This is a genomic window from Janthinobacterium breve, assembly GCF_051380895.1.
Taxonomy (GTDB): domain Bacteria; phylum Pseudomonadota; class Gammaproteobacteria; order Burkholderiales; family Burkholderiaceae_D; genus Janthinobacterium.
Genome location: NZ_JBNYXY010000010.1, coordinates 367,245 through 381,039 on the forward strand (window position 1 = coordinate 367,245; position 13,795 = coordinate 381,039).

Sequence of the window (13,795 nt, forward strand, 5' to 3'; positions counted from 1 at the left end):
AGCCGCCCCTGGGCGGCTTTTTTACGTTTGAAACACACCCGACAGCGATTTACCGCCCTGCACGCCCCCGTAGCACCCACATTTTGCTGTGCGCATGGCAAAATGCTACAGTGCAATTGTGCTGACCTTCCCGCTTCCGGAGCCCTCCCATGTTCAAAGACCTGAGTATCAAGAATAAACTGTACCTGGGCTTCGGCTCCATCGTGGCCATCATCCTGATCTTGCTGGGCGTGGCCTACAACAGCTTTTCGCGCCTGTCCGACGCCAATGCATGGGATAGGCACACGATGGAAGTACTGATCGAGATCGACAAGATTCATAATTCCATCCTGCAAATCCAGGTGGAAACGCGCGGCTACATCCTGACCGGCAATGAAGCGTCGCTGACGCCTGAAACGGACGAGGCGGCAGTGCTGAGCCAGCACACGCAAAAAACCATCAGCATGACGGCCGATAACAAGCCGCAGTCGGAACGCTTCCGCAAGATCGACCAGCTGAGCAGTACCTGGGTCAAGGAGTGGATCAATCCCCTGATCGAGAAGCGCCGCGCGCTGGGCAATGCGCCGGGCGCCATTGAAACGGTGGCGCGCCTCCTTCCGCCGGGCGGCTCGCCCGGCATCGTACAGGCCAATAAACTGCTCGACGAAGCTGCCGCCGAAGAAAACCGCCTGCTGGCCGAACGCACGGCCACCTCGAGCCGCCTGCAGGAAACCATGCTGCTGACCCTGGCCCTGGGCGGCGTGCTGTGCATCGTGCTGGCACTGGGCATTTCCTTCATCCTGTCCAAGGCCATCCTCGGCCCGCTGAACAACCTGACGGAGGCCGTCGGGCGCATCGCTGGCGGCGAGCAAGGGGCGCGCGCCGCCATCCTCTCGCGCGACGAGCTGGGCAAGGTAACGGAAGAATTCAACCGCATGGCGCAAACCATCCAGGACAACCAGGCCAATGAACTGGCCGCCACGAATAACTTGCGGGCCAAGGTCGATTCCTTGCTGGAAGTGGTGTCGAAAGCGGCCTCGGGCGACCTGACGGGCAAGGTCAGCATCACGGGCAGCGACGCCATCGGCCAGTTGGGCAATGGCCTGGCGAAGATGTTCGAAAACCTGCGCAGTCTGCTCAACAATGTGCAAAAAGCGGGCATCCAGGTGACAACCTCCGCCACGGAAATCGCCGCCTCGGCACGCCAGCAGGAAGCCACGGGCATTGAGCAAGCGCAAACCAGCGTGGAAATTCTCAGCACCACCAAGGAAATCTCGGCCAACACGAGCCAGTTGCTGAAAACCATGGAAGACGCCACTGCCGTGGCCGACTACACGACGAATGCCACGGCCGAAGCGCAAAACAACCTCAAGCGCATGGATACAACCATGCAGCACATGGTCTCGGCCACCGATTCGATCAACGCCAAGCTGGCCGCCCTGTCGGAAAAGGCCAGCAATATCAATAGCGTGCTGATCACTATCACGAAGGTGGCCGACCAGACCAATATCCTCTCGCTGAACGCCGCCATCGAGGCGGAAAAAGCGGGCGAAGCGGGCCGCGGCTTTTCCGTGGTGGCTACGGAAATTCGCCGCCTGGCCGACCAGACCTCTGTTTCCACCTGGGATATCGAGCAAATGCTCAAGGAAATGCAGTCGGCCGTGTCCGCCAGCGTGATGGGCATGGATAAATTCTCGGAGGAAATTCGCCGCAGCGTGGGCGAAGTGCGGCAAGTGGCCGAACAACTGTCGTCCGTAATGGACCAGGTGCAAAAGCTCACGCCGCAATTTGACGCCGTGCTGCAAGGCATGCAGTCGCAAGCGATAGGCGCGTCGCAAATCTCCGACACCATGATGCAGCTCAACGACGCCACCCAGCAGACGGTGGAATCATTGAAGGCCACCAGCGAGGCGGTGCACCAGCTGCAATATGCGGCGGGCGACCTGCAGTCGAGCGTCTCGACCTTCGCCGTGACCATCTGAGCCCATGAAAGTGCTGCTCTTTCACATCGGACGCGACCGCTATGGCCTGCCCCTGGCCGGCATCGTGCGCGTGCTGCCGCTGCTGGAATTGAAGCAGTTGCCGCTCACGCCAGACTATGTGGCCGGCCTGATGGACTTGCACGGCACGCCCGTGCCCGTGATCGACCTGTCGCGCCTGGCCGGACTGCCGGCTGCCGCCGCGCAGTTCGACACGCGCATCGTCATCGTCGACTACCGTACACCTGGCGGCGCCACGCATGCGCTGGGGCTGCTGGCCTCGCAGGTGCGCGGCATCGCCGACATCGACCCGCAGCAGCTTGAAGACAGCGGCGTGGCGACGGCGCCGTTCCTGGGCCAGGTGGCCAGCGACGCCGACGGCATCGTGCAGTTGGTCGAACTGGAACATCTGCTGGCGCAGGACGTACGCGCGCTGCTGTTTCAAGATGCGAGCGCGGCATGACGGCGCAAGTCCTGCTGCGCCGCGCGACCGGCCTGTCCGTCTCCAAAACCGTGGCCGAGCGGGCCGTCGGCCAGCGCATGGAGCAGACGGGTTTTACCGATAGCGCAGCCTATCTGCAAGCGCTCACGCCGGCGGAAATGACGCAACTGATCGAACTGGTGGTGGTGCCGGAATCGTGGCTGTTCCGCGATCCGCAGGCGTTTTACGCCACCGTCGAACTGGTGCAGGAACGCTGGGCGCGAGGGCGCGCCACGCGCATCCTGTCGATCCCGTGCGCGGGCGGCGAGGAACCATATTCGATGGCCATGGCGCTGCGCGACGGCGGCGTGCCAAAACAGGCGTTCAGCATCGACGCGTATGACCTGAGCCCCGGCTGCATCGAGCGGGCGCAAGCCGGCGTGTATGGGCGCAACGCCTTCCGCGCGCAGGACGTGGCCTTCCGCGAACGCTATTTCACGCATGTGGCCGACGACGCCTACCGCATCATCGACGCCTTGCGCGAACAGGTGACCTTCAGGCAGGGCAATTTGCTGCAGTTCGATACCGCCACCTACAGCCGCCATTACGACGTCATCTTTTGCCGCAACCTGCTGATTTACTTCGACAAGCCGACCACGCGCGCGGCCATCGCCAACCTGTCCGCCCTGCTGGCCGACGACGGCATGCTGCTGGCCGGCTATGCGGAAGTGCCGTCGTTCTGCCAGAACGGCTTTGCGACGCTGCAGTTCCGCCAGGCCTTCGCCCTGAAGAAGGAAACGACGGCGCCGGCTGCCGCCCCCCAGGTAGCGTCGCTGCCGGCCGTGCGCACCTTGCGCAGCGTGCCGCCGGCACCAAAGCGCCCTGCCGCTGCCATTTCGCCGGCGGGGCTGCGCACGCGCCCCGTGTCCGTACCATCGCCCCCGCCAGCGCCGGCACCGGCCGCGCAAACCGATTTGCTGGCCGAGGCGCGCCTGCTGGCCGACCGTGGCCAGCTGCGCGAAGCCGGCGAAAAATGCCACGCCCACCTGGCCCGCGTGCCCGAGGCGGCGGAAGCGTATTTCATGCTGGGCATCATCAATGAGCTGGCCGGCAAGATGGACCTGGCCGACGACTACTGGCGCCGCTGCATCTACCTGCAGCCGGACCATTACGAGGCGCTGTGCCATCTGGCCCTGCTGGCCGAGCGCAATGGCAACCACACGGCCGCCGCCACCCTGAAGGCGCGCGCGGCACGCATCTACCAGCGCCGCCAGGCGTCCAACTAAGGGGTACGCATGACATCCATCATCGGCAGCGAGACCCCGGAAGCCATCGACGACTGCTGGAACCATATCGGCGTGGTCGGCGACCAGAGCTGTCCCAAGCTGCCAGCCAACGTGCATTGCCGCAACTGCGACGTGTATGCGGGCGCCGCCCAGCGCAACCTGCAACGGCCCGTGGACGAACACTACCAGCGCGACTGGGCCAGCCACTTCCGCCAGATCGATGCAGGCGGTGAAATGCGCGACAGCTCGGCGCTGGCGTTCCGCATCGGCCGTGAATGGCTGGCGCTGCCCACGCGCGTGTTCGACTCCGTCGCGCCGCAGGCCAGGCCGCACGTGCTGCCGCACCGCAGCGGGCGCGGGCTGTCTGGCATCGTGAATATCGGCGGCAAGCTGTATCCATGCATGTCGCTGGCTTACCTGCTGGGCATCGACGAACAGGGCGCGCCTCCGGCCAAGGGCCGCCACACCTTTGCGCGCCTGCTGCTGATGCGCTGGGAAGAGCAAGCCTACGCCCTGCCCGTGGCCGACCTGCACGGCATCGTGCGCTATGCGTCGGGCAGCCTGCAAACGCCGGCGGCCACCATCAACAAGGGCCTGTCGCGCTTTCTGTCGGGCGTCATCACCGAGGGCGACATGCGCATCGGCTGTCTGGACACGGCGCTGATCGGCTTTCAACTTGCGAGACTATTACGATGAGCCAGGACCAGCACGGCGACCTGAGTGCCTTTTCCCTGCTGGACCTGTTCCGCATGGAGGCGGACAGCCAGACCCAGATTCTCACCGATGGTTTGCTGGCCATGGAGCGCCATGCGGGCGACGCGGCCGCCGTCGAATCGATGATGCGCGCGGCGCACTCGATCAAGGGCGCCGCCGCCATCGTCGGCCTGCAAGTGGTGGTGCAGCTGGCGCACGGGATGGAAGACAGTTTTGTCGCCGCCCAGCATGGCCGCTTGAAACTCACGCCGGAGCGGGTCGACGTGCTGCTGTCGGGCGTCGACCTGATCGTGCAGCTGTCGCGCCTCGACGACGCGGGCGCCGAAGCGTGGCTGGCTGCAAATGCGGCGCAGATCGACCAGACCCTGAACGCCATCGCCGGCATCGCCGAGCTGCCCGAATTGCCGGCCCTGCCTTCGGCGCCAGCGCCCATGCCAGCGCCGGCAGCGGCGGCTGCGGAAGCGGCCGAGCCACCGGCACCCGTGGTCAGCGCCCTGACGGGCGAACAGCTAGAATCGGCGGCCGCGCCCGCGCCGCGTGCCGGCGCGCCGGCCAAGGCCCAAGCGCAGAATTTCGACAAATTGCTGTCGCTGGCCAGCGAATCGCGCATCAATGCGCACCAGATGCACCCGTTCATCGGCGCCCTGCAGCGCTTCAAGCGCAACCAGAGCAGCCTGTTTTCCGTCATCGAACAGCTGCACGTCGCCATTGCCCGCTCGGGCGACCCGGGCCTGATGGAAAAATCCCTGCTGGCGCTGCAAAAGACGCAGCCCCTGAAGCAGTTCATGCTCGAACACATCGCCGACATCGAAACCTATGAACGGCGCCTGCTGGCCGTCTCGCAAGGCATGGTCGACGAAGTGCTGGCGCTGCGCATGCGCCCTTTCCGCGACGGCATCCACGCGTTTCCCCGCATGGTGCGCGACCTGGCGCGCAGCCTGGGCAAGGAAGTGCAGCTGAAAATCGACGGCGAAGACACCCTGGTCGACCGCGACATCCTGGCGAAGATCGAAAGCCCGTTGAACCACATGCTGAGGAATGCCATCGACCATGGCATGGAAGGCCCGTACGAGCGCATCGAGGCGGGCAAGGAAGCAATGGGCACGATACGCATGGAAGCGCGCCACCGCGCCGGCATGCTGAGCATCGAGATCAGCGACGACGGGCGCGGCGTCGACCTGGAAAAAATCCGCCAGTCCGTCATCGAACGCAAGATGGCCAGCCCCGCCATGGCCGCCGCGCTGTCTCAGGGCGAGCTGCTGGAATTCCTGTTCCTGCCCGCCTTCAGCCTGAAAGCGACGGCCAACCAGCTGTCCGGACGCGGCGTGGGCCTCGATATCGTGCACGAGACGATACGCCAGCAAAACGGCACAGTACGCCTGGAATCGGAGCCGGGACGCGGTTTCCGCGCCCTGATTACCCTGCCGCTGACGCAATCGATCGTGCGCGCGCTGGTGATCGACGTGCAGGGCGAAGCCTACGCCATCCCCATCGTCAAGGTGGAAAGCGTGGTGCGCGTGCCGCAAGCGGCCATCCATACGCTGGAAAACAAGCAGTTCTTTGAGCTCAAGGGCGAGCATCTGGGCCTGGTGTCGGCGGCGCAGGTGCTGGAACTGGGCGAAGCGGCCAGCAGCGCCGACGATTTGCCGGTGGTGGTGATCGGGCGCGGCAAGCAAAGCTATGCCCTGGTGGTCGACGCCATCCGCGGCGAGCAAAGCCTGGCGGTGCAGGCCATCGACCCGATCTTCGGCAAGATGCGCGACATTTCCGCCGCCGCCCTGCTCGATGATGGCGAGCCGGTGCTGATCCTCGACGTGCCCGATTTGCTGCTGTCGATCGACAAGCTGCTGCACGAAGGCGGCCTGCACCAGCTGGCGCAGGCCGGCCACGCGCAGCAGCGCCGCGCCAAGCGCATCCTGGTGGTCGACGATTCGCTGACGGTGCGCGAGATGGAGCGCAAGCTGCTGCTGGCGCGCGGTTTCGACGTCGACGTGGCCATCGACGGCATCGACGGCTGGAACGTGGTGCGCAGTGGCGAGTACGACCTGGTGATCACCGACGTGGACATGCCTCGCATGGATGGCATCGAACTGGTCTCGCTGATCAAGAAGGACCTGCACCTGCACAAGCTGCCGGTGATGATCGTCTCGTACAAGGACCGCCCGGAAGACCGCGCGCGCGGCCTGTCCGCCGGCGCCGACTATTATCTGACCAAAGGCAGCTTCCACGACGAGACCTTGCTCGACGCGGTGGCGGACCTGATAGGAGATGCCCGCTTATGAGTCGTACTTCATGAAAATTGCCATTGCCAACGATGTCGCCATGGCCGCCGAAGCCCTGCGCCGGGTGGTAGCCAGCACGCAGGAACACCAGGTGCTGTGGATTGCCCGCACGGGACTCGAAGCGGTGCGCATGTGCGAGGGTAACCGCCCCGACCTGATCCTGATGGATCTGAACATGCCGGAGATGGATGGCGTCGAGGCGACGCGCCTGATCATGGAGCAAAGTCCATGCGCCATCCTGGTCGTCACAGGACGCCCGCAAGACAATGTCAATCAAGTCTTCCGCGCGCTGGGCGCCGGCGCGCTCGACGTCACGGCCACCCCCGTGCTGCAGGGGCAAGTGGGGGGCGACAGCGAGCTGCTGGCCAAGATCAAGACCATCGGCAAGCTGATACGCCACAGCGCAGAAGTGCCGTCGCCGCGCCTGGTGCAAGCCAATGGCGAACGCAGCGACGGCCAGGTCACCACCCTGGTGGCCATCGGCGCATCGACAGGCGGACCGTCAGCGGTGGCCAGGGTGCTGTCCGGCTGGACCGCGCCGCCCGGCTGCGCCATCGTGGTGGTGCAGCATATCGATGAAACCTTCGCCTCGCATTTTGCGAAATGGCTGGACGATCAATTGGACATGCCGGTGCGCGTGATCGCCGAGGGCGACGAACTGGTGGCAGGCAGTGTGCTGGTCGCCAAGACCAATGATCACCTGCTGCTAGATCAAAATTATCGTTTGGGTTACGATGCAGCACCACGCGACTATGTTTACCGCCCGTCCGTCGATGTGTTCTTCAATTGCGTGGCGCAGCACTGGCGCGGCGACGCCATCGGCGTATTGCTCACAGGCATGGGGCGCGACGGCGGCGATGGCTTGCTGGCCATGCGCCGCGCAGGCAAGACGACCATCGCGCAAGACCAGGCCAGCAGTGCCGTGTACGGCATGCCGCGCGCGGCGGCCGAGCTCGATGCGGCGCAGCACATCCTGCCATTGGATAGAATAGGCGCAAGCCTGCGCAGCCGCCTGGGCGCAAAACTCAACAATGGGTGGGAGCCCTCCCCTAACATCTGAAAAGAATGCAATGCCAGAATTTTCCTCCAGCTTCATTCAGCACGAACCCGCATTGACCGAATTCAAGGTCAGCGTCCTGCTGGTGGACGACCAGTTGATCATTGCTGAGGCAATCCGGCGCATGCTGAGCGACCAGCAGGATATCGAGTTTCATTACGTGACCGACGCCACGCAGGCGCTGGACACGGCGCTGCGCTTGCAACCGACCGTCATCCTGCAAGACCTGGTGCTGCCGGGCATCGACGGCTTCGCGCTGATCCAGCTGTACCGCGAAAACGAGGCGCTGGCGCATGTGCCCGTCATCGTGCTGTCGGCCAAGGATGACCCGAAACTGAAAGCCCACAGCTTTGCAGTCGGCGCCAACGATTATGTGGTGAAACTGCCGGACCGCCTGGAGTTGCTGGCGCGCATACGCTACCATTCGGCAGCCCATATCAGCCGTTTGCAACGCGACCAGGCATTTCGTTTCCTGCGCGAAAGCCAAAAAAATCTGGCCGACGCGAATATTGAATTGCAGAAACTGGCCGCCCTCGATGGCTTGACGGGCATCGCCAACCGCCGCCGCTTCGATGAAACCCTGCAATTTGAATGGCAGCGGGGCCAGCGCGACAAGACGCCACTGAGCCTGCTATTTTGCGATATCGACCATTTTAAAAGCTATAACGATCACTTTGGCCACCTGGCGGGTGACCTGTGCCTCAAAAAGGTCGCCGCCGTGCTGACGGAACATTTGAAACGCCCGGCAGACCTGGCGGCCCGCTATGGTGGCGAGGAATTTGCCCTGATCCTGCCCGAAACGGAGGCTGCAGGGGCCTTGCTGATCGCCGAAGCGTGCCGGCGCCATCTGGAGGGCTTGCAGATCGAAAACCCGGCGGCAAGCATGGGCATCGTTACCATCTCGATCGGCGTGGCCACCATCGTGCCCTCGCCCGACTCAACGGTCGAGCAACTGATCAACCGCGCCGACCAGGCCCTGTACGCGGCCAAGCGCGGCGGACGCAACAGCGTGCTGAGCGCTGATGACGTCGAAGACTGATTTTTAACTGAAGGAAAGTGAAGCATGAGCACACAACTGGACAATGTCAGCGTCGTCAAGAAGTCGAATATCTATTTTGACGGCAAGTGCGTCTCGCACAACGTCATCCTGGCCGATGGCACGAAGAAAAGCGTGGGCGTGATTTTCGCGTCATCGTTGCGCTTCAACACGGGCGCGCCGGAAACGATGGAAATCGTCGGCGGCCTGTGCAAGGTACGCCTGGCCGACGCGACAGAATGGAACAACTACGGCGCGGGCCAGAACTTCAGCATCCCGGGCAATAGCTATTTTGATATCGAGACATTGGAAACCGTGGACTACGTCTGCCACTTCGGCTAATCAGACAAACACAGGCTCGGGCGACAGGCGCACGCCATATTTCGCCTCTACATCATCCTGTATCGCTGCCGCCAGCCGGGTAATGTCCGCGCCACGAGCGCCGCCATTATTCACCAGAACCAGCGCCTGCTTGGGATACACTCCCGCGGGCCCCAGGTTTTTCCCCTTCCAGCCACACTGATCGATCAGCCAGCCGGCCGCCAGCTTTTCCGTGCCATCGGCTTGCGCATGGTGCACCAGCGTGGGGAAACGTTCCAGCAAGGCAAGACATTGCTCTCGTGACACCACGGGATTCTTGAAGAAACTGCCCGCATTGCCGATAACGGCCGGGTCAGGCAATTTACGCCGGCGTATCGCCATCACCGTTTCGGCCACCTGTTGCGGCGTCGGCTCGGCAAGATTGCGCTCGGCCACGGCCTGCGCCAGTTCCGCATAGCGCAAGTTCGGCTGCCACTCGGCAGGCAAGGCAAACGTCACTTCCAGCACGATCAGCTCGCGCCCGTCTGCCTGCTTGAAGATGCTGTCGCGATAAGCGAAACGGCAAGCATCGCGATCCATGTCGAAGACGATGCCGCTGGCGCTGTGCATGACGCTCACGCTATGCAGATAATCCTTGATTTCAACGCCATACGCGCCAATATTCTGGATAGGGGCCGCGCCTACCGTGCCGGGGATCAGCGACAGGTTTTCCAGCCCGCCCACGCCTTGTGCCAAGGTCCACTGCACGAAGTCGTGCCAGTTTTCACCGGCGGCGGCCGTGACGAGGATGGTCTCGAAGTCCGCCTGCGCCAGGCGCATGCCGCGCGTGGCCATGTGCAGCACGGCGCCGGGAAAGTCGCCCGTCAGGACGATGTTGCTACCGCCGCCCAGTATCAAACGCGGCATGGCGGACAAGGCGGGATCTTGCAACGCGGCCTGCAATTCGGCTTGCGAAGTGATGCGTACGTAGGCGGCCGCATTGGCCGTGATGCCGAAGGTATTCAGGCGCTGTAGGGAGTAATTGTGTTCGATGGTGAGCTCTGGATGCATGGGATAGGGGAATTTTGCTCGATTATAGAGCGAAAGCGACAAAAAACCACCTCAGGACAAGGGCGACTTGCCCGTTGTCCGTTAAAATGTCGCATCTTTAACAGGGCCGTCCCATGGCGCAGAATCAACCGCCAAGGCCCAGTGCGCCGAGCGCGCGCTCGCTTTAACAAGAAAAGGAACAGACCATGCCATCATTTGATGTAGTCTCCGAAGCCGATATGATCGAAGTCAAGAATGCCGTCGAGCAATCCAACAAGGAAATCACGACCCGCTTCGACTTCAAGGGCAGCGACGCCCGCGTCGAACACAAGGAAAACGAATTGACCGCGTTTGCGGATTCGGAATTCCAGCTCAGCCAGGTGCGCGACGTGCTGACGAACAAGTTGACCAAACGCAAGGTCGATGTGCGCTTCCTCGACGAAGGTGACATCAAGAAAATCGGCGGCGACAAGGTCAAGCAGATCATCAAGATCAAGAATGGCATCGAATCGGATGATGCCAAGAAAATCGTGCGCGTCATCAAGGACAGCAAGATGAAGGTACAAGCGAGCATCCAGGGTGAAGCCGTGCGTGTCACGGGCGCCAAGCGCGACGACCTGCAGGCGGCCATGACCATGCTGCGCAAGGACGTGCCCGACATGCCGCTGGAATTTAACAATTTCCGCGATTAATTTTGATGGGGCGCGCGATCCGGCACGCGCTTGCACCGGCACGGTGGCAAGCTGCCCCGGAGAGCCTGCCCGCTTGGGGTAGAATTGAAGCTGCGCGCAGCTACATGTGCCCGCGCGCCTGACCGGCAGCGGGCTTGACCGTACATCTGGCTCAGTGATAACCACGGTAGTCTAAGGATAGCAATGAAACGTGTTGATGATTTCCGCCTGCGATTTGGCAAAAAAGAATATGTGCCCATCATGATAGGCGGAATGGGTGTGGATATTTCCACGTCGGAGCTGGCCCTGGAAGCGGCGCGGCTGAACGGTATCGGCCATATCTCCGATGCCATGGTGGAAGATGTGTCGGATCGCCGTTTCGACACCACCTTCGTCAAAGACAAGACGAAACTGTACAAGTTCAACATCAATAATAGCGACAAGGCCGTGGTGCAGTTCGACCTGGGCCGCCTGGCGGAAGCACAGCGCCTACATATCGGCCGCACCATGGAAGCGAAAAAAGGCGATGGTTTGATTTTCGTCAATTGCATGGAAAAGCTGACCATGAACGGCCCCCGCGAAACCTTGCGCGTGCGCCTGAATGCGGCGCTGGATGCCGGCATCGACGGCATCACCCTGTCGGCCGGTCTGCACTTCGGCTCGTTTGCCTTGATCGCCGACCATCCGCGTTTCCGCGATGCCAAGCTGGGCATCATTGTCTCGTCCGTGCGCGCCTTGCAAATTTTCCTGCGCAAGAACGCCAAGCTGGACCGCCTGCCCGACTTCATCATCGTCGAAGGCCCGCTGGCCGGCGGCCACCTGGGTTTTGGCATGGACTGGGCCAATTACGACCTGCACACGATTACCGCCGAAATCCTGGCCTACCTGAAAACGGAACAGCTGGACATCCCGCTGATCGCCGCTGGCGGTATCTTCACGGGTAGCGATGCCGTCTCCTTCCTGGAAGCGGGTGCGGCTGGCGTGCAAGTGGCGACGCGCTTCACCGTCACCGAGGAATGCGGCTTGCCAAACAAGGTCAAGCAGGAATACTACAAGGCCTCGGAAGAAGACATCATCGTCAATGGCGTCTCGCCGACGGGTTACCCGATGCGCATGCTGAAGAACACGCCAGCCATCGGCGCCGGCATCCGTCCAGGCTGCGAATCGTATGGCTATCTGCTCGACGCAACGGGCAACTGCGCGTACATCAACTCGTACAACCGCGAAGTGGCGGCCCATCCCGAGCAAAAAACCGTCGTCGTGATGGACAAGACTTGCCTGTGCACGCACATGCGCAACTTCAACTGCTGGACCTGCGGCCACTACACGTATCGCCTGAAGGACACCACGCATAAACTGGACAACGGCGAATACCAGATCCTGACGGCCGAACACGTCTTCAAGGACTACCAGTTCAGCGTCGACAACCAGATCGCCCTGCCGGAAAAAGAAGTCCAGGGCTGAATATCCTCTGCCTGAACTGAAAATGGCGCAGCCTTCGCAGGCTGCGCCATTTTTTATGCCTGGAGCATTTCCAGCAATGCCCGCTCGATCACGTCGAACTTGGGCCGCCGCAACACTTCTTCTTGCAGGCAAGCTTGCTGCAAAGCCTGCAAGAAGGGCAAGGGCGTTGCACCATGCGCGATCAACTCGCCCAGCAGCACGCCAAAGGCGCGCGCCTCTATGCCCTGCAGCAAATCACCTTGCGGCGAGCCGGGCACAAACATGGAAGCCGCGCCAAAGTCGCCCAGCAGGCAGGCGCCGCCATCCGCATGCAGGATATTGTGGCCATACAAATCGCCATGCACAATGCCGCGCGCATGCAGCTGACACACGGCCGAGGCGATGCCATGGGCAATCGCCAGCGCTTGCGGCGCGTCAAAGCGCGCGCCATCGGCATACACATCACGCGTGCATGAGGCCAGGCTCGGTGGTCCTGCCAGATTGCCGAAAGTCCCATCGATGAGCGGCATGACGAGTCCAGGCGCCCCTTGCGGATGCCCGTCCAGGGTGCCCAGGATGGGAATCAGGCCCGCGTGCGCACCCGCGCCGACACAGGCGGCCATTTCGCTGCGCGGTAAGCCGTCACTCGTCATCGCCCCCTTGAACACTTTGACAGCAACATCATCGCGCCCGTCCAGGCGGGCACGGTAAATCACGCCAGATGCGCCCTCGCCCAGCTGCTGCGCCAATTCCAGGCGCTGCCATGCCACACTCGCCGCGCCGGCATCGGTCAGGGCCGCCATTTCCCGCACTTCCGTGAACGGGTTGCCTGCGTACGCGAGCCAGCTCAGGCGTGGCAACGATAGCAGGCAATCAGGCAGCGCCGTGAAACGGTTGGCGGCAATGCGTACCAGCTCCAGTTGGCTGCAATCTGCCAGGGATGCGGGCAAGTGGCTCAGGCAATTGCCTGCCAGCATGAGTTTCTGCAATTCACGGCACTTACCGAGCTCATCCGGCAAGACTTCGATGGCATTGTCGGTCAGGGTCAGCCAGCGCAGCCTGGGCGGCAAGGCGGCGGCCGGCACCTGGCGTATCCGGTTCGCCTTGAAACCGATCATGCTCAAGTCCAGACATGAACCGAGCACGGCCGGCAAGGTGGCGAACAAGTTATCGGAACAAAAAATAATGCGCAACTTGTGCAGGCGCGGTAAATCCTCGGGCAGGGAGGACAGCGCATTGCCGGACAAATCAAGGATTTCCAGGCTATCGGCCAGATCGAAAATCTCGCGGGGGAAGTCGGTCAAGCCGCAGGACAGCTTCAGACGGTGCACGCCGGCCAGGTGGCCAGCGCGTAATTGTTCCAGTGTATGCAAAGCAGACAAGGTATCCCTTTCAAAAACCAGGCAATCGCTGGCATGGATAAAACTACCAGACGAAAAAAAACCCCACCATTGCTGGCGGGGTTTTTCTCTACTGCGAATAACAAGCCTGACGATAACCTACTTTCACACTGGTTGCAGCACTATCATCGGCGCAAAGTTGTTTCACGGTCCTGTTCGGGATGGGAAGGGGTGGGA

12 protein-coding genes and 1 rRNA gene are annotated in these 13,795 nt (G+C 62.2%); 10 read left to right on the forward strand and 3 right to left on the reverse strand.

The window, feature by feature from the left end; all coding sequences use genetic code 11:
* Nucleotides 1-149: 149 nt before the first annotated feature.
* Genes ACQ4W0_RS22100 through ppnP form a run of 8 tightly spaced genes read left to right on the forward strand, consistent with a single transcriptional unit; the run spans nucleotide 150 to nucleotide 9,096 of the window.
* A complete protein-coding gene (locus ACQ4W0_RS22100) occupies nucleotides 150-1,961 on the forward strand; it encodes a methyl-accepting chemotaxis protein (protein ID WP_436578701.1) in 1,812 nt (603 codons plus the stop codon).
* 4 nt (nucleotides 1,962-1,965) lie between these two features.
* Complete coding sequence (locus ACQ4W0_RS22105) at nucleotides 1,966-2,421, forward strand: chemotaxis protein CheW (RefSeq protein ID WP_436578702.1); 456 nt, start codon at nucleotides 1,966-1,968, stop codon at nucleotides 2,419-2,421.
* Nucleotides 2,418-3,665, forward strand: a complete 1,248-nt coding sequence (locus tag ACQ4W0_RS22110; RefSeq protein WP_436578703.1) for a CheR family methyltransferase — start codon at nucleotides 2,418-2,420, stop codon at nucleotides 3,663-3,665. Before ACQ4W0_RS22105 ends, ACQ4W0_RS22110 begins: the two co-directional genes overlap by 4 nt.
* 9 nt (nucleotides 3,666-3,674) lie before the next feature.
* Nucleotides 3,675-4,361 carry a chemotaxis protein CheW gene (locus ACQ4W0_RS22115; protein WP_436578704.1) on the forward strand — a complete coding sequence of 229 codons (687 nt, stop codon included), beginning with the start codon at nucleotides 3,675-3,677 and terminating at the stop codon, nucleotides 4,359-4,361.
* The gene (locus tag ACQ4W0_RS22120) at nucleotides 4,358-6,661 is read left to right on the forward strand and encodes a hybrid sensor histidine kinase/response regulator (RefSeq protein WP_436578705.1); all 2,304 of its coding nucleotides are present in this window, start codon (nucleotides 4,358-4,360) and stop codon (nucleotides 6,659-6,661) included. The genes ACQ4W0_RS22115 and ACQ4W0_RS22120 overlap by 4 nt, the downstream gene beginning before the upstream one ends.
* Before the next feature lie 10 nt (nucleotides 6,662-6,671).
* On the forward strand, nucleotides 6,672-7,721 hold the full coding sequence (cheB, locus tag ACQ4W0_RS22125; protein WP_436578706.1) for a chemotaxis-specific protein-glutamate methyltransferase CheB: 1,050 nt from the start codon (nucleotides 6,672-6,674) through the stop codon (nucleotides 7,719-7,721).
* 10 nt (nucleotides 7,722-7,731) lie between these two features.
* The gene (locus tag ACQ4W0_RS22130) at nucleotides 7,732-8,757 is read left to right on the forward strand and encodes a diguanylate cyclase (protein WP_436578707.1); all 1,026 of its coding nucleotides are present in this window, start codon (nucleotides 7,732-7,734) and stop codon (nucleotides 8,755-8,757) included.
* 24 nt (nucleotides 8,758-8,781) lie between these two features.
* Nucleotides 8,782-9,096: a pyrimidine/purine nucleoside phosphorylase gene (gene ppnP / locus ACQ4W0_RS22135; RefSeq protein WP_436578708.1), complete on the forward strand. Its 315-nt coding sequence runs from the start codon at nucleotides 8,782-8,784 to the stop codon at nucleotides 9,094-9,096.
* Here the strand turns inward: ppnP and murB are convergent, their stop codons facing one another.
* Nucleotides 9,097-10,125, reverse strand: a complete 1,029-nt coding sequence (murB, locus tag ACQ4W0_RS22140) for a UDP-N-acetylmuramate dehydrogenase (RefSeq protein ID WP_436578709.1) — start codon at nucleotides 10,123-10,125, stop codon at nucleotides 9,097-9,099. It abuts the gene before it with no gap.
* A 185-nt stretch (nucleotides 10,126-10,310) separates the two neighbouring features.
* Here murB and ACQ4W0_RS22145 point away from each other — a divergent pair, with 185 nt between their 5' ends.
* Together ACQ4W0_RS22145 and ACQ4W0_RS22150 are read left to right on the forward strand one after the other, a co-directional pair.
* Nucleotides 10,311-10,796 (forward strand): YajQ family cyclic di-GMP-binding protein, encoded by a 486-nt coding sequence (locus ACQ4W0_RS22145; RefSeq protein ID WP_010396032.1) that lies wholly within the window; start codon nucleotides 10,311-10,313, stop codon nucleotides 10,794-10,796.
* 183 nt (nucleotides 10,797-10,979) lie between these two features.
* Nucleotides 10,980-12,239 (forward strand): nitronate monooxygenase, encoded by a 1,260-nt coding sequence (locus ACQ4W0_RS22150; protein WP_436511976.1) that lies wholly within the window; start codon nucleotides 10,980-10,982, stop codon nucleotides 12,237-12,239.
* A gap of 53 nt (nucleotides 12,240-12,292) precedes the next feature.
* On the opposite strand, the gene ACQ4W0_RS22155 is transcribed toward ACQ4W0_RS22150, so the two are convergent.
* Both ACQ4W0_RS22155 and rrf read right to left on the reverse strand, forming a co-directional pair.
* The gene (locus tag ACQ4W0_RS22155) at nucleotides 12,293-13,591 is read right to left on the reverse strand and encodes a leucine-rich repeat-containing protein kinase family protein (RefSeq protein WP_436578725.1); all 1,299 of its coding nucleotides are present in this window, start codon (nucleotides 13,589-13,591) and stop codon (nucleotides 12,293-12,295) included.
* A gap of 113 nt (nucleotides 13,592-13,704) precedes the next feature.
* Nucleotides 13,705-13,795 (reverse strand): 5S ribosomal RNA (gene rrf / locus ACQ4W0_RS22160); the annotation flags it as partial.

What these genes read in the sequence shown, in the direction of transcription:
- ACQ4W0_RS22100 (WP_436578701.1), top strand. Translation starts at nt 150, where the DNA reads ATGTTCAAAGACCTGAGTATCAAGAATAAACTGTACCTGGGCTTCGGC.
- ACQ4W0_RS22105 (WP_436578702.1), top strand. Translation starts at nt 1,966, where the DNA reads ATGAAAGTGCTGCTCTTTCACATCGGACGCGACCGCTATGGCCTGCCC.
- ACQ4W0_RS22110 (WP_436578703.1), top strand. Translation starts at nt 2,418, where the DNA reads ATGACGGCGCAAGTCCTGCTGCGCCGCGCGACCGGCCTGTCCGTCTCC.
- ACQ4W0_RS22115 (WP_436578704.1), top strand. Translation starts at nt 3,675, where the DNA reads ATGACATCCATCATCGGCAGCGAGACCCCGGAAGCCATCGACGACTGC.
- ACQ4W0_RS22120 (WP_436578705.1), top strand. Translation starts at nt 4,358, where the DNA reads ATGAGCCAGGACCAGCACGGCGACCTGAGTGCCTTTTCCCTGCTGGAC.
- cheB (WP_436578706.1), top strand. Translation starts at nt 6,672, where the DNA reads ATGAAAATTGCCATTGCCAACGATGTCGCCATGGCCGCCGAAGCCCTG.
- ACQ4W0_RS22130 (WP_436578707.1), top strand. Translation starts at nt 7,732, where the DNA reads ATGCCAGAATTTTCCTCCAGCTTCATTCAGCACGAACCCGCATTGACC.
- ppnP (WP_436578708.1), top strand. Translation starts at nt 8,782, where the DNA reads ATGAGCACACAACTGGACAATGTCAGCGTCGTCAAGAAGTCGAATATC.
- murB (WP_436578709.1), bottom strand. Translation starts at nt 10,125, where the DNA reads ATGCATCCAGAGCTCACCATCGAACACAATTACTCCCTACAGCGCCTG.
- ACQ4W0_RS22145 (WP_010396032.1), top strand. Translation starts at nt 10,311, where the DNA reads ATGCCATCATTTGATGTAGTCTCCGAAGCCGATATGATCGAAGTCAAG.
- ACQ4W0_RS22150 (WP_436511976.1), top strand. Translation starts at nt 10,980, where the DNA reads ATGAAACGTGTTGATGATTTCCGCCTGCGATTTGGCAAAAAAGAATAT.